Annotated in this window: 19 protein-coding genes and 1 tRNA gene; 9 read left to right on the forward strand and 11 right to left on the reverse strand. The window is 71.6% G+C overall.

Translation table 11 applies throughout. From position 1 onward, the window contains the following. Window positions 1–138: 138 nt before the first annotated feature. The gene (locus ACWPQI_RS15415; protein WP_017680859.1) at window positions 139–312 is read right to left on the reverse strand and encodes a hypothetical protein; all 174 of its coding nucleotides are present in this window, start codon (window positions 310–312) and stop codon (window positions 139–141) included. 122 nt (window positions 313–434) lie between these two features. Between ACWPQI_RS15415 and ACWPQI_RS15420 the strand changes: the two genes are divergently transcribed. After that, window positions 435–2078, forward strand: coding sequence for an acyl-CoA synthetase (locus tag ACWPQI_RS15420; protein ID WP_048770764.1), 1644 nt, complete (start codon window positions 435–437; stop codon window positions 2076–2078). Window positions 2079–2130: 52 nt separating this feature from the next. Here ACWPQI_RS15420 and ACWPQI_RS15425 read toward each other — a convergent pair. Beyond that, window positions 2131–2207 (reverse strand) — tRNA-Met (locus tag ACWPQI_RS15425). A 434-nt stretch (window positions 2208–2641) separates the two neighbouring features. Between ACWPQI_RS15425 and ACWPQI_RS15430 the strand changes: the two genes are divergently transcribed. Beyond that, on the forward strand, window positions 2642–3220 hold the full coding sequence (locus ACWPQI_RS15430) for a transglycosylase family protein (RefSeq protein WP_461874712.1): 579 nt from the start codon (window positions 2642–2644) through the stop codon (window positions 3218–3220). Window positions 3221–3287: 67 nt separating this feature from the next. Here the strand turns inward: ACWPQI_RS15430 and ACWPQI_RS15435 are convergent, their stop codons facing one another. Continuing rightward, window positions 3288–6284 carry a UPF0182 family protein gene (locus ACWPQI_RS15435; RefSeq protein WP_461874710.1) on the reverse strand — a complete coding sequence of 999 codons (2997 nt, stop codon included), beginning with the start codon at window positions 6282–6284 and terminating at the stop codon, window positions 3288–3290. A gap of 156 nt (window positions 6285–6440) precedes the next feature. Between ACWPQI_RS15435 and ACWPQI_RS15440 the strand changes: the two genes are divergently transcribed. Further along, window positions 6441–7046, forward strand: a complete 606-nt coding sequence (locus tag ACWPQI_RS15440; RefSeq protein WP_010594682.1) for a PPA1309 family protein — start codon at window positions 6441–6443, stop codon at window positions 7044–7046. 14 nt (window positions 7047–7060) lie between these two features. Here the strand turns inward: ACWPQI_RS15440 and ACWPQI_RS15445 are convergent, their stop codons facing one another. Further along, window positions 7061–8086, reverse strand: coding sequence for a YlbL family protein (locus ACWPQI_RS15445; RefSeq protein WP_017680863.1), 1026 nt, complete (start codon window positions 8084–8086; stop codon window positions 7061–7063). Between the two features lie 88 nt (window positions 8087–8174). On the opposite strand from ACWPQI_RS15445, the gene ACWPQI_RS15450 reads away from it, so the two are divergent. The 3 genes from ACWPQI_RS15450 (at window position 8175) to ACWPQI_RS15460 (ending at window position 11993) form a co-directional block, all read left to right on the forward strand. Further along, window positions 8175–9671 (forward strand): zinc-dependent metalloprotease, encoded by a 1497-nt coding sequence (locus tag ACWPQI_RS15450; protein WP_017679540.1) that lies wholly within the window; start codon window positions 8175–8177, stop codon window positions 9669–9671. Window positions 9672–9765: 94 nt separating this feature from the next. Further along, the gene (locus tag ACWPQI_RS15455) at window positions 9766–10614 is read left to right on the forward strand and encodes a TOMM precursor leader peptide-binding protein (protein WP_474738386.1); all 849 of its coding nucleotides are present in this window, start codon (window positions 9766–9768) and stop codon (window positions 10612–10614) included. A gap of 47 nt (window positions 10615–10661) precedes the next feature. Then, complete coding sequence (locus ACWPQI_RS15460) at window positions 10662–11993, forward strand: ABC1 kinase family protein (RefSeq protein WP_010594687.1); 1332 nt, start codon at window positions 10662–10664, stop codon at window positions 11991–11993. 16 nt (window positions 11994–12009) lie between these two features. On the opposite strand, the gene ACWPQI_RS15465 is transcribed toward ACWPQI_RS15460, so the two are convergent. Both ACWPQI_RS15465 and ACWPQI_RS15470 read right to left on the reverse strand, forming a co-directional pair. Further along, window positions 12010–12288, reverse strand: coding sequence for a WhiB family transcriptional regulator (locus ACWPQI_RS15465; protein WP_010594688.1), 279 nt, complete (start codon window positions 12286–12288; stop codon window positions 12010–12012). A 385-nt stretch (window positions 12289–12673) separates the two neighbouring features. Beyond that, on the reverse strand, window positions 12674–14806 hold the full coding sequence (locus tag ACWPQI_RS15470) for an ATP-dependent DNA helicase UvrD2 (protein WP_225222608.1): 2133 nt from the start codon (window positions 14804–14806) through the stop codon (window positions 12674–12676). 114 nt (window positions 14807–14920) lie between these two features. On the opposite strand from ACWPQI_RS15470, the gene ACWPQI_RS15475 reads away from it, so the two are divergent. After that, entirely contained in the window at window positions 14921–15175 is a 255-nt protein-coding gene (locus ACWPQI_RS15475; RefSeq protein ID WP_172603605.1) for a mycoredoxin, read from the forward strand. Window positions 15176–15211: 36 nt separating this feature from the next. Here the strand turns inward: ACWPQI_RS15475 and ACWPQI_RS15480 are convergent, their stop codons facing one another. Then, window positions 15212–16057: an SDR family NAD(P)-dependent oxidoreductase gene (locus ACWPQI_RS15480; protein WP_203010855.1), complete on the reverse strand. Its 846-nt coding sequence runs from the start codon at window positions 16055–16057 to the stop codon at window positions 15212–15214. A gap of 105 nt (window positions 16058–16162) precedes the next feature. Between ACWPQI_RS15480 and ACWPQI_RS15485 the strand changes: the two genes are divergently transcribed. Next, window positions 16163–16774, forward strand: a complete 612-nt coding sequence (locus ACWPQI_RS15485) for a TetR/AcrR family transcriptional regulator (RefSeq protein ID WP_017679543.1) — start codon at window positions 16163–16165, stop codon at window positions 16772–16774. A 5-nt stretch (window positions 16775–16779) separates the two neighbouring features. Here ACWPQI_RS15485 and nudC read toward each other — a convergent pair whose 3' ends face one another. Together nudC and ACWPQI_RS15495 are read right to left on the reverse strand one after the other, a co-directional pair. Then, on the reverse strand, window positions 16780–17682 hold the full coding sequence (gene nudC / locus ACWPQI_RS15490; protein WP_017679544.1) for an NAD(+) diphosphatase: 903 nt from the start codon (window positions 17680–17682) through the stop codon (window positions 16780–16782). A 26-nt stretch (window positions 17683–17708) separates the two neighbouring features. After that, on the reverse strand, window positions 17709–18776 hold the full coding sequence (locus ACWPQI_RS15495; protein WP_010594695.1) for a potassium channel family protein: 1068 nt from the start codon (window positions 18774–18776) through the stop codon (window positions 17709–17711). Window positions 18777–18879: 103 nt separating this feature from the next. Between ACWPQI_RS15495 and ACWPQI_RS15500 the strand changes: the two genes are divergently transcribed. Further along, window positions 18880–19272 (forward strand): DoxX family protein, encoded by a 393-nt coding sequence (locus ACWPQI_RS15500; protein ID WP_064066110.1) that lies wholly within the window; start codon window positions 18880–18882, stop codon window positions 19270–19272. Here the strand turns inward: ACWPQI_RS15500 and ACWPQI_RS15505 are convergent. Both ACWPQI_RS15505 and ACWPQI_RS15510 read right to left on the reverse strand, forming a co-directional pair. Next, window positions 19219–22647 (reverse strand): ATP-dependent helicase, encoded by a 3429-nt coding sequence (locus tag ACWPQI_RS15505; protein WP_237210791.1) that lies wholly within the window; start codon window positions 22645–22647, stop codon window positions 19219–19221. The two genes, ACWPQI_RS15500 and ACWPQI_RS15505, sit on opposite strands and share 54 nt — an antisense overlap. After that, a complete protein-coding gene (locus ACWPQI_RS15510) occupies window positions 22644–25970 on the reverse strand; it encodes an ATP-dependent helicase (RefSeq protein ID WP_102031287.1) in 3327 nt (1108 codons plus the stop codon). The genes ACWPQI_RS15505 and ACWPQI_RS15510 overlap by 4 nt, the downstream gene beginning before the upstream one ends. Window positions 25971–26019 lie beyond the last annotated feature (49 nt).

Consider the following 26019-nt stretch of genomic DNA (forward strand, 5'->3'; position numbering starts at 1 on the left):
CCACTTCTCCGAGGGGTCGGGCCCCCGCCGTACTCACCGACGGCGGGGGCCCTCTCACGCTCCGGACCGGACCGCTACCCGCGCGGCCGGGCGGGATCACCCTCGCGCGCGACGGAGCTCGTCGCGGAGCGCGACCACCTAGGCCGTCGGCGCGGCCACCTGTGCCCGAGTCGCCGCCTGGCTCGCCTCGTCCTGCTCCCCCACCCGCTCGACCAGCCAGGACGCCGGCGTGGCCGCCACGACACCGAGCAGGGCGATGACCGCGATCACCGGGGTGGCCGCGATCAGCCGTCCGACGGCTGCGACCGGCACTGCTCGGGCGGGAATCCCCCGGCCCTGACACCCCCGGTAGATCGGACGAATGTCCACTTCTGTGAAGTGCATCACCACTAGGGTTGCGGTGACGAATCCGGCACGAGCTCGAAGGGGACAGCATGCCCGGGCAGGACATCAAGGACAGGATCACCGGGGCCGTCGGGGAGGTGACCGACACACTGGGTGCCGTGCGGGTACTCGCGCGCTCCGGCCTGCTGCACTTCCCCCGGGTCGACCACGGAATCGGCACCCTCGTCGCCGTGAGCCGCTACGGCCCGTTCGCCGGACCGGTGCATGCCCACGCCGCGCGCGGCTACGACGCCGTCGCCCTCGTCGACGAGCGTGGCCGGTTGAGCTACGAGGAGCTCGAGGGACAGTCGAATGCGCTCGTACGGGCGCTGCAGGCCGACGGGGTCGCGGCGGGGGACGTGATGGGCCTGATGGCCCGCAATCACCGTGGACTCGTTCTCACCATGCTCGCGGCCGCCAAACTCGGCGCGAAGCTGGTCATGATGAATACCGGGTTCGCTCCGCGCCAGCTCGCGGACGTCGCGGAACGTGAAGGTGTCGGCACGTTCGTCTACGACGCCGAGTTCGCGGCGGTGGCCGCAGCCCTGCCGCCGGATGTGCGGACGTACAGCTCGTGGCCCGAGGGTGAGGAGCCGGGACCACCCGGCATCGAGTCCGTGCTCGCACAGTTCGATCGGTCCGCCGTTCCCGCGCCGAGCACACTCGGTGGTTTCGTGCTGCTCACCAGCGGCACGACCGGCACGCCCAAGGGTGCCCCGCGCGAGCGCACGTCGCCGCTCGCCTCGGCGCAGTTCCTGGACCGGGTACCGCTACGGCCGGGACAGACGATGCTGATGGCGGCGCCGGCGTTCCACGGGACCGGCATCTCGCAGTTCGGACTCGCGCTGGCGCTGGGCCAGACCGTGGTGATGGAGCGGCGGTTCGACCCGCTCGAGACGGTTCGCCTGATCGAACGGCACCGGGCGAACGTGCTCGTCGTCGTGCCGACGATGCTGCAGCGGATCCTGGACCTCGGGGGCGAGGCGATCGGCCGGTTCGACACGTCGAGCCTGCAGATCATCTTCTCCGCCGGCTCGGCGCTGTCGCCGGACGTGTGCCGGCGCACCCGCGAGTACTTCGGCGACGTCCTGCACAACCTGTACGGGTCGACCGAATGCGCGGTGGCCACCGTCGCCACGCCCGAGGACATCCGCCGGGCACCGGGCACGGCCGGCCGGCCCCCGGTGACGTGCCGGGTGGAACTGTACGACGAGGAAGGCAACCGCATCACCGAGCCCGGCAAGGTGGGCCGGATCTTCGTCGCGAGCGGGCTGAGCTTCGACGGTTACACGGACGGCCGGGACAAGGAGCGCATCAACGGACTGCTCTCGACGGGCGACGTCGGGCACTTCGACGAGGAGGGACTGCTGTTCGTCGACGGCCGGGACGACGACATGATCGTCTCCGGTGGCGAGAACGTGTACCCGCTGGAGGTGGAGAACCTTCTCGTCGAAAGGGACGACGTGTTCGACGCCGCGGTGGTCGGGGTGGAGGATCCGGACTTCGGTCACCGGCTGCGCGCCTTCGTGGTGCCGGCCGAGGGCTCCGCGCGCGACGCCGAGGAGATCAAGGAGTACGTCAAGGCGAACCTGGCGCGTTACAAGGTCCCGCGTGACGTCGTCTTCCTCGACGAACTGCCGCGCAATGCGACGGGGAAGCTGCTGCGACGCGTACTCGTCGACATGAAGCCCTGATCTCATGCGGAAGGGCCCGGCACCGGATGAACCGGTGCCGGGCCCTTCGGCGTGGTAGCGGGGACAGGATTTGAACCTGCGACCTCTGGGTTATGAGCCCAGCGAGCTACCGAGCTGCTCCACCCCGCGTTGCAGGAACGAAGTTACACGGCTCGGTGAACGGAATGCAAATCGCCTGGGCGAAGGCCTTTTTCGGGCACCGTCGCGTGTCCTGGACCACACTCGGCACATGTTCCTCCTCACATAACGGAGGTATAACGATCGCGTGACGGGAAGGTCGACATGCCGCGGCGACCTGCGCAAAAGCGGGTCGTTCGTCCCATCTGATGGACACCCGGGGCACGGTTGCGGCCGGTAGCCCGGGTCGCGACGCATCGGTACGGTCGGTCGCGGCTCGAAACCACCGAGCCGACGCCGTCCCGCCGCCGCCGAGCTGCCCCGCGGGATCCGGTACGACGAAACCTTCGGGGGGCAGCGACGCGACCCGGCCGACTGTCCGCACCGCCACGACCGAGCGGTGCCCGGGGTCCGGCGTCGGCGAGCGCGGAGAGGATTCATCCCGCATGACCACTTTCTTCAGCAAGCGTGGCCTCGGCACGGCCGTTGTCACCGGCGCCCTCGTGGCGGTGCCGTTCGGCCTCGCCACCGGCACCGCCTCCGCTGCCCCGCACAACTGGGACGCGGTGGCGGAGTGCGAGAGCGGCGGCAACTGGTCGATCGACACCGGCAACGGCTACTACGGCGGTCTGCAGTTCTCGCAGAGCACCTGGGCGGCCAACGGCGGCACCGGCAGCCCGCACACCGCTTCGAAGGCCGAGCAGATCCGCGTCGCGGAGAACACACTGCAGACCCAGGGCCCGGGCGCGTGGCCGGTCTGCGGTCAGTACCTGACCACCGGGAGCGAGGCCGCGCCCGCGCCCGAAGCACCCGCAACCCCGGCACCCGCAACTCCGGCACCCGCAGCACCGGCACCCGCAGCACCGGCACCCGCGACCCCGGCACCCGCAGCACCGGCACCCGAGGCCGCGCCGGTCGACCAGGCCGTGGAGCAGGCGCTCGGTGTCGCCGGCGAGTTCGCCGCGCAGCACGGCTTCGCTGCGCAGTTCGACCAGGTGGTCGGCGTCGCACTGCCCGGACGCTGATTCGTCCCCGAACGACGGGGCCCCGCGCACGATGTGCGCGGGGCCCCGCTTCCGTCGCGGCAGGAGATCAGCCACCGGTGGACTGGTACGCCTCCACCGCCGCCTGCACTCGTTCGAGCGCCCGACCGTACGCTGCGAAGTCGCCGGAGCTCTGCGCCGCGCTGAGCTCGGCGAGCGCCGCGTCGAGTTCGGCGACTGCCGCCGTCCGATCCGCCGGCGCCGGAGCGGGCGCAGGGTTCGGCGCGGGAGCGGGAGCCGGTGCCGCCGCCTGGCCGTCCTGCGGTGTCCCCTCTGCCCCCTCGGCCGGTGCCGGGGGTGTCGACTCGCCACCCGGTGCGGTGGCCGCGCTACCGACGCCGCCGCCGAAGACCTGGTCCAGTGCCGCGGCGAGGGTGGGGGCATAGCCGATCCGCACCCCACCGGCGGGCCCGGGTTCGCGATAGCTGACGATCACCCGGGACAGCTGCGGGAAGGTGGAGGTGTTTCCGCTCGCCGAGTTGCGTTCCGTGTACATCGGCTGGACGTACAGGATGCCGCCCTCGGCGATCGGCAGCGTCAGCAGATTGCCGTACTGGATCCGGTTGGACCGCTCGAGCAGAGTGCGCTCCGACGCGACGCGCGTGTCGGAGATCATCGCGTTCTGCGTCTGTGCGGGACCGAAGGTCTGGGTGTCGGTCGGCAATCGGAGGATCGTGAACTTGCCGTAGTTGTCGGGGTCCGAGTTCACCGAGATGTACGCGGACAGGAACTGCCGGTTGAAGCCCACCATCGCGGAGGTGAGCCGGAACGACGGGCGGGCCGTCTCCTCGTCACCGATCAGCACGTAGTAGGGCGGCTGATTGGCCGTCGTCTCGACCGTCGGGTCGCTCGGCACCGACCAGAACGCGTTGTTGGTGAAGAACTCGCGCGGGTCGTCGACGTGGTACTTCGCGAGCATCTCGCGCTGCACCTTGAACAGGTCCTCCGGGTACCGGAAGTGCGAGCGGAGCTCGTCGGAGATCTGGTCCTGCGGGGTCACCGCATCGGGGAAGACACCCATCCACGCCTTCAGGACCGGGTCCTGGTCGTCGACCTGGTAGAGGGTCACGGTGCCGTCGTACGCATCGACTGTCGCCTTCACCGAGTTCCGGATGTAGGAGACCTCCTTGCGGGGCAGCAGCCGGCCGGTGTTCTGGTCGACGCTGTCCTCGACGAGACCTTCGAGCGAACTGCGCTGCGCGTACGGGTAGTTGTCGAGCGTGGTGTAGGCGTCGACGACCCACACGATGCGGCCGTCGACCGCCGCGGGATATGCGTCGCCGTCGGCGGTGAGCCACGGCGCGACCTTCGTCACCCGGTCCCGCGGATCGCGGTTGAACAGCAGCTTCGACTCGCTGCCGATCGCACTCGAGAAGAGGATGTTGCGTTCGGCGTACTTCGAGGCGAACGCGAGGCGGTTGAACCAGTTGCCGATCGACACGCCACCCGAGCCGGTGTAGGTGTACTGCGCGGTGTCGGTGTCGTACTCCCGCGGGGCCTCGCCCTCGGCGGCACCGACGATCGCGTAGTCGGGCTCCTCCTGCGCGATGACCTCACCGAAGTAGATCCGCGGCTGCTCGACCGGGATCACCTGGTTGCCGGACTCGAGCGACGCGATGTCGCTGACCATGTACACCGGGTAGCCGCTGTTGCTGTTGGCGGCCTCCTCCGCGGACTCGCTCGCGGCGGCGTTCACCCGGTTGGCGGGGGCGGCGACCAGGCCGTTGCCGTGGGTGTACACCGTGTGCCTGTTGATCCAGTCGGTCTGGTTGCCCGTCAGGCTCGACGGCGACAGTTCGCGGGCGGCGACGATGTAGTCCTCGCGCTGCCCGTCGATCTCGTACCGGTCGATGTCCAGCGACGGCGGGAACCCGTAGAAGTTCTTCAGCTGCTGCTGCTGGGTGAAGGTGCGCGGCAGCACGTTGGGGTCGAGCAGACGGGTGTTGGCGATCGTCGTCACGTCCGCCGGCACGTTGCGCGGCGACGTGCTGCCCACGCCGGGGTAGTCCTGGTACTCCACGGTCTCGTCCGTGATGCCGTAGGCCTGACGGGTCGCCGCGATGTTGCGCTCGATGTACTCGGCCTCCTTGACGGCGGCGTTCGGCCGGACGGAGAACTGCTCGACCACCAGCGGCCACACGGCCCCGACGAGGATCGACGAGAGCACCAGCAGCGCGGTCGCCATCGCCGGGATACGCAGGTCGCGCAGCACGATCGCCGCGAAGAACGCCACCGCGCAGATGACGGCGATCGCCATCAGGATCAGCTTGGCGGGCAGCACGGCGTTGATGTCGGTGAATCCCGCGCCGGTGAACGTGGGCTCCTTGCGCCCGCTCCACAGCAGTGCGTACCGGTCGAGCCAGTACGCGACCGCCTTGAACGCGACGAAGATGCCGGCCAGTACGGCCAGCTGGATGCGGGCGGCGCGGGTGAGGCTGCCACCGCGGCCGGCGAGCCGGATGCCGCCGAAGATGTAGTGGGTGACCAGACTGGCGAAGAGCGCCAGGATGACGGCCACGAACATCCAGTTCAGCAGGAAGCGGTAGAAGGGCAGGTCGAAGGCGTAGAAGCCGACGTCCAGCCCGAACTGCGGGTCCGTGGTGCCGAACGAGCCGCCGTTGAAGAACATCTGCACGGTCACCCAGCTCGCCTGCGCGATCAGGCCGGACAGCAGCCCGAGCACGATCGGGATGCCGAGGCCGAAGGTGCGCAGCCGGGACATCACCGTGGTGCGGTACCGCGAGATGGGGTCGTTGGGCCCGGATGCGGGCACGAACACGGGGCGCGATCGGTACGCCAGGAGCATGGCGAGCCACACCACGGCGCCCACGAACAGGCCCACGACGACGAACAGGACGATCCGGGTCAGCAGCACCTTCACGTACACGTCACGGAAGTCGACCTCACCGAACCACAGCCAGTTGGTGTAGGCGTCCACCAGTCGGGGACCGACCAGCAGCAGCACCGCGGCCACCACGGCCAGGCTCAGCAGAATCTTGCTGCGTTTCGACAGCGAAGGTACTCCGGTGGGGGGCCTCATGCCCACGTGCCACACTCCCAATTCTCCGGCGACGCGGATGCGCCGCAGCTGTTCACCTCGACTGTCACCCACGGCACTCGCGGTGACCGTTTCGCCCCACTCTACGGAATGAGGCGGCCACCACGCCGCGGCGGCGACGAGACCTGGCGACGGTGCAAGGATATGTCCGTGAGCGACAGTTATCCCGTCCCGTCCGAAGACGCCCTGCGCCGGTGCGTCGGTGAGATCGTCGACTTCGTCGACGCCGGTGGCTGGGGGCAGCCACCCCAGATGTTCGCGCTGGTGCCGACGGCCCTGCTGGCGGCGTCGGAACCGACGCTGCTCGACCAGCTCGACGCGGGCCACGAGTACACCCCGGTGGAGCAGGACGCCTTCCCGGACGACGTCGAGGGCGGCAGCCCCGCCCTCGACGAGTTCCTCGCCACCACCAGCTGGCCCGAATCGGTCGCCGGCTGTGCCCTGGTGCAGGAGATCGTGGTGCTGCCGCCGAGCGCGGAGTCGGATCTGGACGACGCGCTGGTCCCGCTGCTGGCGGATCCCCACGCCGCCGACGAGGCCGCCCGCGTCGCGGCGCACGGCCATCCGGAGCGGCGGGATGCGCGACTGATCGCGGCGGTGCTGCGGGACGGCCCGTCGCTGTCGCTGCTGCAGTTGCGGCCCACCGACGAGGACGACCCGTTCGCCGGGATCGAGCTGCGAACCTACGACAACCTCGCCCCCAACGTGGTGGCGGCGCTGTACGCGACCCTCGAACCGGGCGACGACTAGCGCCGGTCCCGCGTCTACCCGCAGCTCGGCGCGTCGCCCCCGCCGGCGAGCGAGCCGAGCGCACCGATCGCGCCCTCGAGGGTCTCGACCTCGACCAGCCGCATGCCGTCGGGAGCAGCGCTGCGTGCCTCGGCGCAGTTGTCGGCGGGCACGAGGAACACCGTCGCGCCGTCCTCCGACGCCGCGACGAGCTTGTGGGTGATGCCGCCGATCGGGCCGACGGCCCCGTCGGAATCGATGGTCCCGGTCCCCGCGACGACCGCGCCGCCGCTGAGCTCGCCGGGGCTGAGCTTGTCGACCACCGCAAGGCTGAAGATCAGCCCTGCCGACGGCCCGCCGACGTCGGCGAGGTTGAACGTCACGTCGAACGGCACGTCCGGCACCTCCTCGGGGCTGATGCCGAGGAAACCCTTCTCCGGATCGTCGGGGCGGGCGCCCACGGTCACCGCGACGGTCTGCTCGACACCGTCCCGCACGATCCCGATGTCGACCGGCGTATCGGGGGCGACGGCGGCGACGGCGCGCTGCACGCTGCCGGCGGTGGTCACCGGCTCCCCCGCGACGCTGACGAGCCGGTCGCCCTCGCGCAGCACCCCGGCGGACGGCCCGGACTCGCCGACCCGGGCGACGCGCAGGACGACGGGCAGATCGAGATGATGCAGGGCGGCGAGTTCTGCGCTGCGTTCGGACTGCTCGAACTGGGCGGCGTCCGCCTCCTTGACCTGCTCCCGGGTCGCGGTGGGTGGGTAGATCTGTTCGCGCGGGGCGATCCCGTACCGGCTGCCGAGCCACGCCGCGAGGGCCTGCGCCACGGTCAGGCGGTCACTGACACCGACCGTGGTCATCACGAGCTCGCCGGTGGTCGGGTCGGTGTCGGTGCCCTCGATGGCGACGACCGCCTTGCCGTCGACCTCGCCGAGGGTGTCGAACGTCGGGCCGGGGCCGAGCGCCACGTAGGGCACCTTCACATTCAGCGCCACCGTCACCAGCAGCAGCGCGGGGAACAGCACCGCCAGGATCGTCACGAGCCGTCGATTCACCCGGCCAGGGTATCCGGAGCGGCGGTGTTCGCGGTCAGCGTGATCGCGGGGGCCACCGCTGCGCGGTGGGCCTTGTACCGTTGACGACATGAGCGACACGCCTTTCGGATTCTCGAATCCCGACGACGACCCGGACCGCAGGAAGGATTCCGGTTCCGGCGCCGAGGGATCCGGTGCCGAGGGTGCCGGCTCGGCAGGGGGCGGGTCCCAGGGCGGCACTCCCGGCGGTTTTCCCTTCGGTTTCGGTGCGCCCGGCGCAGGCGGTGCCCCGTTCGGGGCCGGTGGCGACAACCCGTTCGGAGCGCAGGGCTTCGACCCGGCGGCGCTCGGGCAGATGCTGACGCAGTTCGGGCAGATGCTCAGCGGCATGGGCAGCGCGATGGGGTCCGGTGGTTCGGGACCCGTCAACTACGAGGTGGCCGCCAAGCTCGCCCGCCAGCAGATCGGCTCCGTGACCCCCGTCTCGTCCGGGTCCGCGGACGCCGTCCGCGACGCCGCGCACCTGGCAGAGCTGTGGCTCGACGGCGCGACGACGTTGCCCGCCGGCGCGACCCGCACCGTCGCGTGGACGCCCGTGGACTGGCTCGACAACACGCTCGGAACGTGGAAGCGCCTGTGCGATCCCGTGGCCGAGCAGGTCAACGGCATGTGGGTCCAGGGCCTGCCGGAGGAGGCCCGGGCGATGGCGGGGCCGATGCTCGGGATGTTCTCCCAGATGGGTGGCCTGGCGTTCGGCTCCCAGCTCGGCCAGGCCCTCGGACAGCTGGCCAAGGAGGTCCTGACCTCGACCGACATCGGTCTTCCCCTCGGGCCCGAGGGCACCGCCGCGCTGATGCCCGCCGCGATCGATGCCTTCGGTGAGGGGCTCGAGCAGCCGGCGCAGGAGGTTCTCGTCTTCCTGGCCGCGCGTGAGGCGGCACACCAGCGGCTCTACAGCCACGTGCCGTGGCTGCGATCACGCCTGCTGTCCACCGTCGAGGACTACGCGCGCGGCATCCGGATGGACTTCTCCGCGATCGAGGACCTCGCGCAGGGCATCGACCCCGCGGCGCTGACGGACCCGTCGAAGATCGAGGAACTGCTCAAGGGCGCGGCGTTCGAGCCGCAGACCACTCCCGAGCAGAAGCAGGCCCTCGAGCGCCTCGAGACGTTGCTCGCCCTGGTCGAGGGCTGGGTGGAGACCGTGGTCGCCGATGCCCTCGGCGACCGGTTGCCGGGGGTGGCCGCGTTGAGCGAGACGCTGCGCCGTCGCCGTGCGAGCGGTGGGCCCGCGGAGCAGACCTTCGCCACACTCGTCGGTCTCGAGCTGCGGCCGCGGAAACTGCGCGAGGCCGCCGTCCTGTGGCGCCGCCTCACCGCCGATGCCGGGACGGAGGCACGGGACAAGGTGTGGGCCCATCCGGACCTGCTGCCGGACTCGTCGGACCTGGACAACCCGGCCGCTTTCCTCGATCGGATCCTCGGCGGCGAAACGACCACGTTCGACGATCCGATCGCACAGCTGCGCGAGACCGAGGCACGCGAGCGTGCCGAGCGGGAGAAGGGCGACTCCGGCGAGTCCACCGATCCCGACGAATCCGCCTGAGCGCGCTTCGACGCTGGTAGATCGCGGTTTCCCCCTGTGGACAACCGGCCTCGGGCACCCGGGGCGCGGCCCGGGGTGCCGCAGACTGGCGGGCATGACCACGGCCATGCACCAGCCCGGACCTGCGCTCGATCCTGCCCTCGAAGTGCTCCGTCGCCCGGACGGCTCGGTCCAACTCGGGTGGGGTCCCGATACCGCCGCCGTCCTCTCCCCCGGCGCAGGGCTCGACGCATTCGCCCTGTCGACGGTGCTGAGCCTGCTCGACGGGCGTTCGTCGCGCGCGGAGATTCTGGCCCGCACGGCGCAGGCCGGGCTGGCGGACGATGCCGTCACCGTCCTGCTCGACGAGTTGACCACCGTCGGCGCGGTCCGGGACCCGGGCGGGACCGTACCGGTGGCTCCCCGGGTGCGGGTGCACGGGCGCGGGCCCCTGGCGGATACGCTGGTCGCCCAACTGACGGTCTCGGGCACCCGGCTGAGCCGGTCCGCCGCCTACACCGGCGACAGTGACGTCGCTCGATGGGACGTGCAGTGCGTGCTCCTCGCCGACGCACTGGTCCCCGATCCCCGGCTCGTCCGGGAGCTGATGCGGCACCGCGTGCCGCACCTGCCCGTGCTGCTGCGCGACGGCCGTGGCATCGTGGGGCCGTTCGTCGTCCCGGGGCGCACGAGCTGTCTGCGCTGCGCGGATCTCACCCGCACCGACCTCGACCCGCACTGGCCGCAGCTCGCGGCGCAACTGTGCGACCGCCTCGGCTGTGCGGAGCCCCCGGCGGTGCTGGCGACCGCGGCTCTCGCCCTCGCCGAGCTCGACGCGATTCTCACGACCGCGGCGCCCGCGACACTGGACCGGACCCTCGAGGTGGACCTGCGCAGTCACCGGCTCGCGTCGCGGCGCTGGTACCGGCACCCGGATTGCGGGTGCGCCGGCCCGCCGGCGTGACGCGGGGTCGACCCACGGCGCCCCGCGCCGGGGGGACGGCGTCAGGCATGATGGTGGGCGTGGCCGAAATCCCCCGGAGAAGCAGTTCCCGCACCGCCAAGCTCGCCAGCATCCCCCTCGGGATCGCAGGTCGTGCCGCGGTGGGGTTCGGCCGGCGTCTGGCCGGCGGGGACCGCGAGGAGATCGACGCCGAGCTCGCGGCGAAGGCTGCCGAACAGCTGTTCACGGTGCTCGGTGAGCTCAAGGGCGGAGCCATGAAGGTCGGCCAGGCGCTGAGCGTGATGGAAGCCGCGGTGCCGGAGGAGTTCGCCGAACCGTACCGGGAGGCGCTGACGAAGCTGCAGTCGGCTGCTCCGCCGCTGCCGGCCAAGACGGTCCACCGTGTCCTCGATCAGCAGCTCGGTGCCGGCTGGCGGGAACGGTTCGCCTCGTTCGACGACGTTCCCACCGCGTCGGCGAGCATCGGCCAGGTCCACCGGGCGACGTGGGCGGACGGCCGCGAGGTCGCGGTGAAGGTCCAGTACCCGGGCGCCGACGAGGCGCTGCGCGCCGATCTGCGGACCCTGTCCCGGTTCGCGGGTCTGTTCGCGACGGTGATGCCGGGCACCGACGTGCGCGCGGTGCTCGACGAGCTGACCGCGCGCACCGAGGAGGAGCTCGACTACCGGATCGAGGCCGACAATCAGCGGGCCTTCGCCAAAGTGTTCGGCGACGATCCCCGGTTCGTCGTGCCGCGGGTGGTCGCCAGTTCCCCGAAGGTCTTCGTCACCGAATGGCTCACGGCGACACCGCTGTCCACGATCATCGCGGAGGGTACCCGCGAGCAGCGCAACCGGGCGGGGGCGCTGCTCGCCGAGTTCCACTTCGCCTCCCCGGCACAGGTGGGCCTGCTGCACTGCGACCCCCATCCGGGCAATTTCATGTTGCTCGACGACGGCCGGCTCGGCGTCATCGACTTCGGGGCCACGGCCGCGATGCCGAACGGGTTGCCCCCGGTGCTGGGCCGGATGGTGCGGCTGGCCCTCGAGGAACGTTTCGACGAGCTGACCACACTGCTCTACGAGAACCGGTTCGTCCTGCCGGGCAGGGAGGTCACCGAGCAGGAGATCGCGGACTACCTGCGCCCGTTCACCGACCCGATCCACACGGAGTCCTTCCACTTCACCCGGGCGTGGCTGCAGAAGGCGGCGGGCACCGCCACCGACTTCTCCGGATCCAACTTCCGGACCGCGCGGGCTCTGAACCTGCCGCCGGAGTACGCGAACATCGTCCGCGTACTCCTCGGCTCGGTCGGCATCTGCGCTCAGCTGGACGCGCACGCGCCGTACATGCGAATCCTGTCGGAGTGGCTGCCGGGCTTCACCGACCCGGTGGACTGACGTCCCGGCAGCCCGGTCAGGCGCACACCAGTTCCTTGCGGGGACGCCCCCGCGGGCGCTTGCGGGCGACGACGGCGCCCCGTTCGAAGATCTCGCCGCCCCACACACCCCACGGCTCGGCCCGGTCGAGTGCCGCGGCGAGGCAGTGGGCTCGAATCGGGCACCGGCCGCACAGCGCCTTGGCCCGCTCCAACTCGGTCGGTGATTCGGCGAACCACAGATCCGGATCGTCGCCGCGGCAGGGCAACTCGCGCACGCGCGTCGTTCGGTCGACGTCGAGCGTTGCGGTTTGCACGAGGGATGTCTCCTCTGTCTGGTTTCGGATGCGATGAGCGAACCGGGCAGAAGACGAAGAAGGCCACGGTCCGCTGGGCGGTGTCCGTGGCCGGAAGGCGAATCGAAGATTACCGGGGCTGACCTCGGTGGCTTCGGGACACGGACGAAAGGGCGGCTGCTCGCACGCGGGCGACGCGCGGAGTGCACGCACCGGCGGCGACGGGGGCGCCGGCGACGGGGACGGCGACCACCACTGCAGCTGCATCGAAGCCGAGCATCGGGGCCACCTCCTGACGTCGTCCGCGCACGGGCCTTTCCCGTGACATCGACCTCCAGCCTAGAAACTCGGCCGTCGATCGCACAACCCATTTTCTACCTGCGGTTTTGCCGCATCCGCGGAGCCGCTAGAGATCGAGGGTGTCGGAGGCGCGTTCACCACGCACGACAGCGAGCACGTCCGCTCCGAACTGCTCGAGCTTCTTCGCCCCGATACCGGGGATGGCGACGAGGGCGCGGTCGTCGCCCGGCTGCTGCTCGGCGATGGCGATGAGCGTGTTGTCGCTGAACACCACGTAGGCGGGGACCTTCATCTCCTTGGACCGTTCCCGGCGCCAGTCCTTCAATGCCACCAGCAGCGATTCGTCCAGGTTCGACGGGCAACCCTCGCAGCGTCCGAGCATGGTCGCGGACGATCCCATGAGGGGCTTGCCGCACACGCGGCACTGCGGCCGCTTACGCTTCGGCGACGGGGGAGCCGCAATCCGTGACGCCGGCGAATCGTCGGGGATCAGACCGTGCAGGAACCGTGATCGCCGCCGCGACCGGCGACCGCCCTCGGTGCGCGAAAGCGCCCACGACAGGTGCAGGTGCACGCGCGCGCGGGTGACGCCGACATACAGCAGCCGGCGCTCCTCCTCGATGCCTGCCTCGTCGGGCGGTGTCGAACTGTCACCGACGACGTGCACGATGGGCAGGGTCCCGTCGGTGAGACCGACGAGGAAGACCGCGTCCCATTCCAGGCCCTTGGCCGCGTGCAGCGACGCGAGTGTCACGCCCTGCACCGTCGGAGGGTGCCGTGCCTCCGCCCGCGCCGCGAGGTCGCGCAACAGTCCGTCGAGATCGAGGTCGGGCTCGTGCCCGAGGAGTTCCTCGGTGAGCTGCACGAGGGCCCGCAGCGATTCCCAGCGTTCGCGGGCCTGCGCACCGGCAGGTTCGGTCTCGCTCAGCCCGAGCGGGGCGAGCACCGCTCGCACCAGCGTGACCAGGGCGGCGCCGCGATCGGCGCCCTCGGGCAGGTCGTCTCGGGCCTGCGCCTGCCGCAGCGCCCCGACCGCTTGCCGCACCTCCGCCCGGGTGAAGAAGCCCTCGCCGCCGCGGACCTGGTACGGGATACCGGCTTCGGTGAACGCGTGTTCGTAGGCCTCCGACTGCGCGTTGATGCGGTAGAGCACGGCGATCTCGGCGGCCGGTACCCCCGAACCCAGCAGCTTGGCGATCGCCTTGGCGACGGCCTGCGCCTCGGCGGGCTCGTCGTCGTATTCGGCGAACGCCGGCTCCGGTCCGGGCGGGCGCTGGCCGACGAGCTGGAGCCGGGTCCCGGCGATGCGGCCGCGCGCCGCGCCGATGACCTGGTTGGCGAGGGCCACGACCTGCGGGGTGGACCGGTAGTCACGTTCGAGCCGGACCACCGTCGCGTCCGGGAACCGGCGGGAGAAGTCGAGCAGGTACTGCGGGGTGGCACCGGTGAACGAGTAGATCGTCTGGTTCGCGTCGCCGACGACGGTGAGGTCGTCGCGGTCGCCGAGCCACGCGTCGAGCACCCGCTGCTGCAGGGGCGTGACGTCCTGGTACTCGTCGACGACGAAACAGCGGTAGCGGTCGCGGAACTCCTCGGCGACGGCGCTGTGCTCCTCGAGCGCGGCGGCCGTGTGCAGCAGCAGGTCGTCGAAGTCGAGGTAGATGCCGTCGTCGCGCACCTTGAGCGACTCGTAGCCGGCGTAGACGGCAGCGACCCGCGCGGCGTCGGCGGGGGGCTCACGCCGGGCGCGGGCCACCACGGCCGGATAGTCCTCCGGCGCGACGAGCGATCCTTTCGCCCACTCGATCTCCGAGAGCAGGTCGCGCACGGTGTCCGTGTCGGTGGCGAACCCGGCCCGGTGCGCGGCCTGGGAGACGACCGCGAACTTGCGGTCGAGCAGCTGCCACGGCGTGTCGCCGACCACCTGCGGCCAGAAGTAACGCAGCTGCCGCAGCGCGGCGGCATGGAAGGTGCGCGCCTGCACCTGCGGACCCGTACCGCCCACGCCGAGTTCGCGCAGGCGGCCGCGCATCTCTCCGGCGGCGCGCGCGGTGAACGTGACAGCGAGGACCTGGCCCGCCGCGACGTGTCCGTGGGACACCAGGTGCGCGATGCGGCGGGTGATGGTCCGGGTCTTTCCGGTACCTGCGCCGGCGAGGACACACACCGGGCCCCGCGGCGCGAGGACCGCCGCGGCCTGCTGGGGATCGAGTCCCTCCACCGATGTCTCTGCGCGCATGGGCTCCATCATGGCAGGACGGGGTGACAGGCATCCGGCCCACACCGACTGTGGCGGAGAACACATTTGACCGCAGGACGGAACAGCGGACAGACGGTGGTTGTTGTGCGCACCGTGACTACGACCGACGCTCCCGCCCTGACGCTCTACACCACCGACTGGTGCGGCTACTGCCGTCGCCTCAAGCGCCAGCTCGACGAGCACGGCATCGGCTACGCCGAGATCGACATCGAAGCCGACCCGTCGGCCGCCGAGTTCGTCGGCAGCGTCAACAACGGAAACCACGTCGTTCCCACCGTGCAGTTCGCCGACGGCAGCACCGCGACCAATCCCCCGCTGTCCGCGGTCCAGCAGGCGCTCGGCCTCTAGCGGACGGCACCGCATCCGCCGGGGGCACCGAGGACCTCAGGTGGTGTATCCCGGCGGGGCCGGCACGGCATGTTCGGCCGCCCGGCTGACCTTCTCCCATGCCGCCCAGTCCCGGATGCGGTCCTGCGCGAGTCCGACCGCGGCGTCGTAGACGACGCTGCCGAGGATCAACCGTCTCGGTGGATCGTCGCTGTCCACGACTGCCCGGACCGCAGCCGCGGCGAGCGCCGGCTCGCTGTCGACGCCGTCGGCGTCCGACGTCGCCGCCAGCTCGGCGCGCAGCGCCGCATAGTCGTCGAGCGGCGCAGTGGCGGGCATGTCCTTGTACAGGTCCGTCCAGTATCCGCCGGGTTCGACGATCGTCACGGCGACCCCGAAGTGTACGGCCTCCGCAGCGACCGCCTCGCTCAGTCCCTCCAGTGCGAACTTGCTCGCGCTGTACAACCCGGTGGTGGGAAATGCCGCGATCCCCGCAACACTGGAGATCTGCAGCAGCCGGCCCGGTGGACGTCGGCGCAGCGCCGGCAACACCGCCTGCGTGACCCACAGCGCTCCGAAGAAGTTGGTCTCCATCTGGGCGCGTGCCTGCTCCTCTGTGAACTCCTCGACGAAGCCGGTCCACATCGTCCCGGCGTTGTTGACGACGACATCGAGGCGACCGAAGTGGTCGACGACCCGCTCGACCGCCGCGAACACCGCCGACCGGTCGGTCACGTCGACGTCGACGGTGAGTACCCGCTCGTCGTCCCGGTACTCGGGCGCTGCGGTCGCGGTGCGGGCGAGGGCGGCCACCCGGTCTCCCGCGGCGAGCGCCTCCCGGGTGAACGCTCGGCCCAGCCCGCGGCTCGCCCCCGTGACCAGCCATATCCGCTGCTCGACCATGTCGGCACCTCCTCGAATACTAGACGAGACGGATCGTCTCGCCGTGCCAGTATGGGACCACCGCCCCTCTCAGTCAAGACGGTCCGTCTCGTCTCGGTTTGGCCTATGCTGTGTTCCATGCCTCCGAGAATCACCCGCCGCAGCGACGCCGCCCGGACAGCGATCCTGACCGCCGCGGTGGAGTTGGTCGGTGAGGTGGGCTACGGCAAGTCGAGCATCGAGGCGATCGCTGCCCGAGCCGGCGTCGGGAAACAAACCATCTACCGGTGGTGGCCGTCGAAGGGATCGGTGCTGCTCGACGCCTACCTCGACGCAAACGTGGGCGGCGAACCGGAGGACCCGCAGGGCCTACCGAACACGGGCGATCTCGTCGCCGACATCAAGGCGGTGCTGCGCGCCACCGTCGACGAACTGAACGATCCCCGGTTCGAACGGCCGTTGCGCGCGCTGACCGTCGCCGTCCTCGAGGACGAGTCCCTGGCCGCCGAATACTCCCGTCGCCTCGACGAGCCGACGCGGCGGTTGAAGAAGGAGCGGCTGTGCGCGGCGCAGCGACAGGGTCAGCTGTCCCCCGAAGTGGATCTCGACGCCGTCGTCGACACCCTCTTCGCCCCCGTCGCCCAGCGCTGGCTGCTGCGCTCCGGTCCGCTGACCTACGAGTACACCGATCACCTCGTCGAGACCGTGCTCACCGGTCTGCTGTGGCCCCGGTCCTGACCGGTTCAGCTCCCCCGGACCCAGCCCTCCAGCATGCCCCGAGCGATCGAGATCGATCCGGGCAGCAACAACGGGGCGTCGGCCGGGGAGGCCCAGTCTCCGAGCGCCAGCGCGGCCCGCACCTCGTCGCGGGTGAACCAGCGGGCCTCGGCGATCTCGCCGTCGAGGAAGGCCAGCGGACGGTCCGGATCGGCGACGGCCGAGAACCCGATCATCACCGAGCGCGGGAACGGCCACGGCTGGCTACCGAGATATCGCACTTCGCGCACGTCGACGCCGACCTCCTCGCGGATCTCCCGCACGACGCAGGACTCGAGCGACTCCCCCGCCTCGACGAACCCGGCGAGCACGGAGAACCGTCGCTCCGGCCACACCGGCTGTCGCGCCAGCAGGACCCGGTCCGCGCCGTCGTGCACGAGACAGATGATCGCCGGGTCGGTCCGCGGGAACTCCTCGTGACCGGTGCTGGTACTGATCCTCGACCAGCCGGACAGGGTCGGCTCGGTCGGCGCTCCGTCCAGCGAACTGAAACCCGCGCTGTCGTGCCAATTGAGCAGGGCCACCGCGGTCACCATCAGACCCGCGTCGGCGTCGTCGAGCCGCTCCCCCACCCGGCGCAGATCGGCGACCGTTCCGGTCTGCGCGAGCACCCGGATCGCCCACACGTGCCGGTCGCCGCGCACACCGAGGAACACCGCGCCCGGAACCGGCTCGGGTCCCAGCTCCACCGCCGCGGCGAACACCAGTGCGTCGCCGTCCACCGGCACCTGCCCGTGACGATCGACCCGTAGCAGAAGGGCCTGCGACCAACCGTCGTGCAGGGCCGCGGCGTCGCCCCGCAGCTCCTCGGCGCGGTCGACGACCGCGCGGGAGAGCAGGGGGGTGTCGGACAGCTGGAAACGGCTCACGCCTGCACCCTAGCGGCGGCGCGGGCTCAGCCCGACACCCGCCGGATGTAGAGCAGCTTGTCGTCCGCCTCCACGGCGTCGACCTCGGGGGACCCCACGCGCAGCAGGCGACCGTCGCGCACGACGCCGAGCACGATGTCGGACAGGTGCCGGGGCGAGCCGCCCACTTCGTTCGGCTCGACGTCCCGTTCGGCGATCGCGAATCCCGCCTCCGGGGTGAGCAGATCCTCGATCATCTCCACGACGCTCGGGGTCGTGGTGGCGATGCCGAGCAACCGGCCCGCGGTCTCCGACGAGATGACCACCGAGTCCGCGCCGGATTGGCGCAGCAGATGCGTGTTCTCCGATTCGCGGATGGCCGCGACGATCTTTGCCCTCGGAGCGATCTCGCGCGCGCTGAGCGTGACGAGCACCGCGGTGTCGTCCCGGTTGGCGGCGACGATGATCGCTGCTGCGTGCTGAACCCCGGCCAGGCGCAGCACATCCGATTTCGTCGCCGAACCCTGCACGGTCACCAGGCCCTGTCCCGCGGCGGTTTCGAGCACCACCGGATCCGTGTCGACGACGACGATCTCCGAGGGCGGAACCCCGTCGCCCAGCATCGCATCCACCGCGGTGCGGCCCTTGGTGCCGTATCCGACGACGACGGTGTGATTACGCACGCGGCGCCTCCAACGCTGAATCTTGAACGCCTGGCGCGAACTCTCGGTCAGCGCCGAGAGCGTCGTACCGACCAGGACGATGAGGAAGAAAATCCGGAGCGGCGTGACGACCAGGACATTGATCAGTCTCGCCTCGGGGGTGAACGGGGTGATGTCGCCGTACCCGGTGGTCGACAGCGAGACGGTTGCATAGTAGATGCAGTCCAGCAGCGACAGCGGGTCACCCTGGGCGTCGCGATAGCCGTCCCGGTCCAGGTAGACCACCAGCACGGCGAACATCAATGCCGCCACCGCATATCCGACGCGACGGGTGATGGCCCGGCTCGGACTCGTCTGCAACTGCGGCACCCGCAGGATGCCCACCAGCGCGAAGTCCGGGCGCTCGGTGAGCACGTCGGAACGGCTGAAGCGGCCGCGTAACCTACCCGGCATGGCGGCACTCCCGCGGTGTTCTCTGCTCCGGCGACACGGTCACCGACGTTCTCGTTGCTGACATCGGCTCGCAGCCTACGCGTCGGCCGCTAGTGTGGCGCGCATGTCCACCCACCCGTCCCAGCGCGCGGCGCTGCGGCTGTCCGCGCTCCTCCTCGGCGCGGGCGCGGCGCATTTCGCCTCCCCTCGCCCCTTCGACCGGATCGTGCCGACGGCGCTGCCGGGCTCGCCGCGCACGTACACGTACGCATCCGGGATCGCCGAGCTGACCGTGGGGACGGCACTTGCGATTCCGCGGACCCGCCGGCTCGGCGGGACGTTGGCCGCGGCGCTGCTGATCGCGGTGTTCCCGGCCAACGTGCAGATGGCCGTGACGTGGCTGCGGAGTGAGCGGCTCTCCCCGGCCGCGAAGGCGGTCGCGGTGGCCCGGCTGCCCCTGCAACTACCCCTGATCTCCCAGGCGCTCACGGCCCGGCGCAACGCCCCGCGCCGCTGACGCCGGTCGCTCTCGTTCGCCGGCCGACGGACGGTCCGCGCCGGCACTGCGCACCAGCCGGTCCAGCCGTTCGGCTCCGGGCAGGTCCTCGGGTGCGATGGTCCGTCCCGTGCGCACGTAGTGGAAGGCGGCCCGGACCTTGCCGAGCGGCGGCTCGGCCGGCCGGCCGGTCGCGCGGAACGTGCGGGCTGCCATCAGCTGCGCCCAGGCCAGGCGGTACGCGGCCAGCTGCATCGCCACCGCCTCGAGCCGGTCCTCGTCGGGCTCGGCACCGGTCTTCCAGTCGATGACCGTCCAGCCGCCGTCCGGATCCTCGAACACCGCGTCGATCCGGCCGCGGATCACCACCCCGGCCAGCGAGGTCTCGAACGGGACCTCCACCTCCACCGGGTTGCGCTGGGCCCACTGCGACCGCAGGAATGCCTCTTGGAGCCGGTCGAGTTCGGTTTCGTCGCCGCCGGCGTCGTCCGCGCCGGGCAGCTCGTCGAGATCGAGCAGCCGTGTGGCGCCGTACCGGCGTTCGAGCCAGGCATGGAAAGCCGTGCCGCGCCGCGCGAGCGGGTTCGGCCGGAACGGCAAGGGGCGGCGCAGTCGCGCGGCCAGCGCGGCCGGGTCCGCAGCCAGATCCACCAACTGGCTGACCGACATCTGCGCGGGCAACGTCACCTCGGCACGCTGCTCGGCACGACGGGCCCGTTCGGCGAGGAGCGCGTCGACGTCCGCGGCCCAGTCGTCGGGGTCGTCGTCCGGGTTCGCCGGAGGCGCGGGTTCGGGCTCCTCGAGTGCCGCGAGGACCAGGGCCGCGCCCTGCTCGACGAAGGGGCGCCGGAGCCCGAGGGGATCGCGGGGCCACACGGCCGTGTGCGGATCCGCGGTCATCGGGTTCTCGGTGCCGGCCTCCGGCGCCGGGGCCCAGATCTCGACGCGACCGAGTCCGGGTCGCTCCGCCACCAGCTCGTGCAGTTCGGACAGGAACGGGGACGGTCCCTTCGGCTCCGTTCCGGACTCGGCCCAGTGATGGCCGGAGACGAACAGGGCTCGTTCCGTGCGGGTGAGCGCGACGTAGAACAGACGCCGGTCCTCGTCCATCTTCCGGTGCTTGAGGGCGTCCTTGTGCGTGTCGATGCGGTCCTCGAGCGACTTGCGGTCGTAGACGTCCTCGAGATCGAGGACGGGGACACCTTCGCTGTTCTCGTCCGGCAGTGCCCGGTCGCCACGTAGCGACGGCGGCAGTTCCCCGAGGGCGCCGAGCCAGGTGCTGCCCGCCGTCGACGAGGGGAACACCCCCGCCGTCAGGTGCGGAACCGCCACCACCTCCCATTCGAGGCCCTTGGCCGAGTGCACGGTGAGCACCTGCACCCGCTCGGTGGCGACCTGCACCTCGCCCGGGGCGAGTCCGCCCTCGATCTCCTCCGCCGCGGAGAGATAGGCGAGCAGGCCGGTCAACGTCGCCGAACCGCGGCTCGCGTACCCGGCGACCACGTCGGCGAAGGCGTCGAGGTTCTCCCGGCCGACTCCGCCGTCGCTGCCGGCCCTGGCCTGCGCCTCGATGCCGATGCCCAGGACCCGTTCCACCTCCGCGACGAGTTCCGTCAGCGGCTGGCCCAGCCGCTCCCGCAGGGACGCCAGTTCCTTGCCGAGCGCGACGATGCGCGCGTACCCGAACTCCGAATAGCGGTGCGGTGGACCGGGATCGGAGAGTGCGTCGGCGATCCCCGCCTGCTCGGACTGCTCGCCCGGCAGGGCGCTGTCGAGCGCCTCGGCCAGGGCGGCCGAGTCGGTGACCGAGCCGCCGACGCCGAACCGGCCCCCGATGGCGAGTTCACCGGCCCGTCGCCAGAGCGCCTGCAGGTCGGCGGCGCCGAGCTGCCAGCGGGCCCCGGTCAACACCCGCACGGCCGCGCTGCCAGCCGTCGGGTCCGCGGCCAGCCGCAGCATGGCGATCACGTCCGCGACCTCGGGGGTGTGCAACAGGCCGCCGAGACCGACGACTTCGACGGGCAGCCCGCGGGCGCGCAGTGCCTCGGCGATCGGTGCGGCGTCGGCGTTGCGGCGCACCAGCACCGCCGCGGTGGGCGGCGGCGCCTCGGACTCCCGGGCGGCCGCGTACTCGGCGGCGATCCGCTCCGCCACCCATTCCCGTTCGGCCTCGACGTCGGTGTGCAGGGCGAGCCGGACGTCACCGGTGACCGGCTCGGGCTTGGCGCGCAGCATGCTCACCTGGACACCCTTGTGCCGCAACGGCTCCGACGCCGAGTTCGCCAGCTCCAGGGCCTCGGGGGGGTTGCGCCAGCTGGTGAGCAGCTCGAGCCGCGGTGCGGGGCTGCCGTCCGCCAGCGGAAAGTCCGTCGAGAACCGGGGCAGATTCGCCGCGGACGCGCCACGCCATCCGTAGATCGACTGCATCGGGTCGCCCACCGCGGTCACGGCGGGCATGGGGTCCTCGGTCCTGCCGGACGGCGAACCGCCGAACAGCGACGACAGCAGGACGCGCTGGGCGTGGCCGGTGTCCTGGTACTCGTCGAGCAGCACCACGCGGAACCGGGCCCGCTCGGCACGGCCCACCTCCGGGTGGTCGCGCGCCATCCGGGCCGCGAGCGACATCTGGCTGCCGAAGTCCAGCGCGCCCTCGCGGCGCAGCGTCTGCGCCAACCGCTCGACCAGGGGCAGCAGTTCGATCCGCGACTGCTGCACGTCGAGAATGTTCAGCAGGGTCTTCGCCGGGCCCCCACGTTGCTTGGGGCCCGCGGGCAGCGTGTGCACGAGTTTGTCCAGCTCGGTGTGCGCGACGCGCAGGTCGTCCGGCTCGACGAGGTGCTCGGCGAGCTGTCCCGCCAGCGCCAGCACGCACTCGGTGACCGACGCGGGATTGCGGTCGGTGTCGAGGTCGCCGTCCCAGGCGCTGACCACGCGATACGCGAGTTGCCACAGTTCGGTCTCGGACAGCAGCGTCGCCGACGGTTCGATGGGCAACAGCAGCCCGTGCTCACCGAGCAGTCGCCCGGCGTACGAGTGATAGGTGCCCACCTCCGGCTCCCCGGCGAGAATGCGGGCCCGTAGCCCGCCGGTGGGGTCGAGGTCGCGCACCAGCGGCGAACCGGCGAGCTTCGCGAGCCGCCGGCGGATCCGGGTGGTGAGCTGCTGGGCGGCCTTGCGCGTGAATGTCAGGCCCAGCACCTGTTCCGGGTCGACGAAACCGTTCGCGACGAGCCAGACGACCCGCGCCGCCATCGTCTCGGTCTTGCCGGCCCCGGCGCCGGCGACGACGAGCGTGGGCCGCAGCGGCGCCTCGATCACCGCGGCCTGCTCGTCGGTCGGCGGGAACTGCCCGAGCGCGGCTGCCAACTCGGCCGCGGTCACCGTCGGTGGTGTCACTGTCCCGTCACCTGCCTGCCCTCGTCGTGCGCCGGGCAGCTCGACAGGACCGGGCAGTGCCGGCACCCGTCGTTGACCCGGGCCAGGAACTGCGGTCCCCGGGTGGCCGCGGCTGCTTCGTGGATCACGTCACGCCAACGGTCGAGCGTCTCGGCGTCCAGCGGAGGCTGCACCCGCTGGGTGGCGCCCTCCTTGTTGTGAGGTTTGGCGACGAACACCAACCGTGCCCCGCCGGGTTCGGCGGCGGGCTGCCCGTCGATCGCGCCGGCCGCGGCGGCGACCTGGTAGGCCGCCAGCTGCGCGTGCTCCTGCGCCGCTTCCTTGGTGACGGGATGGCGCGCGGTCTTGACGTCGATGATCACCGGCCGCCCCTCGGGGTCCCGCTCGAGCCGGTCGATCCGGCCACGCAACCGCACCCGCGGCTCGTCGTCGGTCCGGGGTTCGAGGATGCCGTCGACGGCGATCTCGACACCGACCTCGGTGAGCTCGCCACGGGTACCGCGCAGCCACGCCGAGAACGTGTCCAGCATGGCGCGGGTGCGCTCGAGCTCGCGACGGGCGTACCACTGCGAGCCGAGATCGACCGAGTCCCAAGCCCGTTCGAGCGCCCGCTCCACCTGGTCCGGCGGGATCCGTCCGGCGAGCGCCTGGACCAGCGTGTGCACCAGGCTCCCCGCGACAGCGTGGGTGTTGTCGCCGTCGGAGCCACCGTGCCGCTCGAACATCCACCGCAGCGGGCACGTGGTGAGCTGTTCGACCGTCGACGGCGACAGCGGCACCGCGTCGGCCCCGGGGTCCCACAGTTCCTGCTGCGTGCTGGGTTCGGCGGTGCCGTACCACTGGTCCGGATGTGCGCCGCGCACCCGGGCCCGGGCGAGCCGCGCGAGCTGTGCCGCTGCCCGGCGTTGCCGCTGAGGGTCGTCGCGGGCCACCACGGGATCGCACACGACGCTGCGCAGCTCGGCGACGAGGGTGGGCAGCGCGAGCACGCGGGTGCGGATCTCCTCCGGCAGTACCGAGACGTCCTCCCCCGGCTCGTCGACCTCGTCGTCCGAGGCCGCGCCCACCAACTCGTCGACGAACCGGGACCGCACCATGTCGGTGTCGCCGCCGACCGATTCCACGGCGGTGACGAGGAGGGTGCGCCGCGCGCGACTGCACGCGACGAGGAACAGGCGGCGCTCGTCGGCCAGCAGCGGGGCGGTGCGGGAGAGCCGCGTCGTGCCGTCGCCACCGTCGTCGGCCCCGGAGACCGCGTCGATCAGCGTCTCGATCCCGAGCAGGGTGCCGCGGGCCCGCAGGCTCGGCCAAAGGCCCTCCTGCACGCCTGCGACCGCCACGACGTCCCACTCGCGGCCGGCCGCCGAGTGCGCACTGACGACGGTCACCGCCTCTGCCTGCGCGACGAGGCGGGCGCGGACGGAACCCGGGATCTCCTGCTCGGTGAGGTAGTCGACGAATCCGGCAAGCTGGGCGCGCGGCAGCCGGTCGACGTAGTCGGCGGCGGCGTCGAACAGCGCCACGATGCCGTCGAGGTCGCGATCCGCCTGCGCGCCGACGGGTCCACCGCGTTCGGATGCCGCGGACCACTTGCGTTCGAGGCCGGTGGCCTGCCACGCCTCCCACAGCACGTCCTCGATCCCGCCGCCGCGGCGCGCGGCCTCCCGTGCCTTGCGCAGCACGGACTGCGCCTTCTTCAGCGGCGCCGCCTCGACGTCGGTGAGGCCGTGCACGAGCCGTTCGGCGTCCTCGCTCTCGTCGTCGACGAGCAGCAGCCGCAGCAGTTCGGCCGAGTCACGGTCGCCCCCGGCGGCGAGTTCGACCCGGCGCAGGCCCCGGCGCAGGCGGCGCAGCGCGACCGGTTCGGCTCCGCCGACGGGACCGGACAGCAGGGCGAGCGCCTCCTCACCACCGAACGGCAGCCCGGACAGCGCCCGCAGCACGAGCAGCAGCCCGGCGACCCCGTGCTGGCGGGCCAGCGGAAGCTCGGATGCAGCTGTGGTCACCGGCACCCCGGCGGCCAGCAGGGCCCGCCGCAGCGGAGCGAGCGAACGCGGCACCGACCGCACCACGACGGCCATGCGGGACCACGGCACCCCGTCGACGAGGTGGGCGCGGCGCAGCGTGTCTGCGACGAGCGCGGCCTCCTTCGCCGGCGTCGGCAGCACCCGGACCCGCACGGTTCCCGGATCGTCCGAGGGGACGGCGGGTGCGCCGCGGTGCGGCGGGAGACCGGAGAGCCGCCGGGTGATCCGGCCGACGAGTTCTGCCACCTCCGGGGCGGCGCGATGGTTGGTTCCGAGCACCACGCGGCGGCTCGGGTCGTCGTCGGCGAGCGAGGCGAGAAAGGCCGGGTCGGCACCGCGGAAGGTGAAGACCGCCTGGTCCGGGTCACCGGCGATGGTGGTGGTGCGGGTGCCGAGGCCGACGACGCGCACCAACTGCGCGGCCTGCGGATCGAGATGTTGCGCGTCGTCGACGAGCAGGTGCCGGATCCGGGAGCGTTCCCGCGCGAGCAGGTCCGGATCGGTGACGAATGCGGCGAGGGCGGCACCGACGAGTTCGGCGGCGTCGAGGGCGGGCGCGGTGGCCTCGGGGGCCTCCATGCCCACGGCACCGCGCAGCAGCATGATCTGCTCGTACCGGGCGGCGAACTCGCCGACGGCGACCCATTCCGGTCGCGATCGCTGCTGCCCGAGCTCGATCAGGTCCTCCGGGCCGAGACCGCGTTCGTTGGCGCGCAGCATCAGGTCCCGCAGCTCCACTGCGAAACCGGTCATGCCGAGCGCGGGCCGCAGCCGCTCGGGCCACATTCCTGCGCCGTCGTCGAGATCTCCGCGCAACAACTCGCGCAGGACGGCGTCCTGCTCGGCTCCGGTGATCAGGCGCGGCGGCGGGTTGCCGTGTGTGGACGCCTGCAGCCGCAGCACCGCGAACGCGTACGAGTGGACGGTGCGCACCAGTGGCTCCCGCGTGGCGCGGGGACCGCCGCCAGCCACCCCCGCGCGGAGCAACCCGGCGGTGATCGCCTCGCGGACCTCGGTGGCGGCGCGTCGCGAATGGGTGAGCACCAGCACCGATTCCGGGTCGGCGCCGGCGACGATCCGGGCGACGGCCAGGTCCACGAGCAGCGCCGTCTTTCCCGTCCCGGGACCGCCCAGCACCTGCCACGGCCGCCACTGCGGCAGGGGCGGCGAGTCCGCGAACAGCCGCTGCACGTCCTCGGGCCATCGGCGCTGCGGGGGTGCCTCGTCCGGCCTCGGCACCAGACGCACCTCGACCTGCTGCGGCCGGGCGTCGGGGCGAAGGTCGGCGTCGGTCATGCGGCCATTCCAGCAGACGGGTCCGACACGCCGCGAGCGGCGAAGACGG

This window comes from Rhodococcus sp. LMD (assembly GCF_056108245.1).

Coding starts and splice junctions, on each gene's coding strand:
- ACWPQI_RS15495 (WP_010594695.1), bottom strand. CDS start 18,776: ATGCCGGGTAGGTTACGCGGCCGCTTCAGCCGTTCCGACGTGCTCACC.
- ACWPQI_RS15460 (WP_010594687.1), top strand. CDS start 10,662: ATGATGGTGGGCGTGGCCGAAATCCCCCGGAGAAGCAGTTCCCGCACC.
- ACWPQI_RS15480 (WP_203010855.1), bottom strand. CDS start 16,057: ATGGTCGAGCAGCGGATATGGCTGGTCACGGGGGCGAGCCGCGGGCTG.
- ACWPQI_RS15440 (WP_010594682.1), top strand. CDS start 6,441: ATGTCCGTGAGCGACAGTTATCCCGTCCCGTCCGAAGACGCCCTGCGC.
- ACWPQI_RS15470 (WP_225222608.1), bottom strand. CDS start 14,806: ATGCGCGCAGAGACATCGGTGGAGGGACTCGATCCCCAGCAGGCCGCG.
- ACWPQI_RS15420 (WP_048770764.1), top strand. CDS start 435: ATGCCCGGGCAGGACATCAAGGACAGGATCACCGGGGCCGTCGGGGAG.
- ACWPQI_RS15510 (WP_102031287.1), bottom strand. CDS start 25,970: ATGACCGACGCCGACCTTCGCCCCGACGCCCGGCCGCAGCAGGTCGAG.
- ACWPQI_RS15450 (WP_017679540.1), top strand. CDS start 8,175: ATGAGCGACACGCCTTTCGGATTCTCGAATCCCGACGACGACCCGGAC.
- ACWPQI_RS15455 (WP_474738386.1), top strand. CDS start 9,766: ATGACCACGGCCATGCACCAGCCCGGACCTGCGCTCGATCCTGCCCTC.
- ACWPQI_RS15500 (WP_064066110.1), top strand. CDS start 18,880: ATGTCCACCCACCCGTCCCAGCGCGCGGCGCTGCGGCTGTCCGCGCTC.
- ACWPQI_RS15485 (WP_017679543.1), top strand. CDS start 16,163: ATGCTGTGTTCCATGCCTCCGAGAATCACCCGCCGCAGCGACGCCGCC.
- ACWPQI_RS15430 (WP_461874712.1), top strand. CDS start 2,642: ATGACCACTTTCTTCAGCAAGCGTGGCCTCGGCACGGCCGTTGTCACC.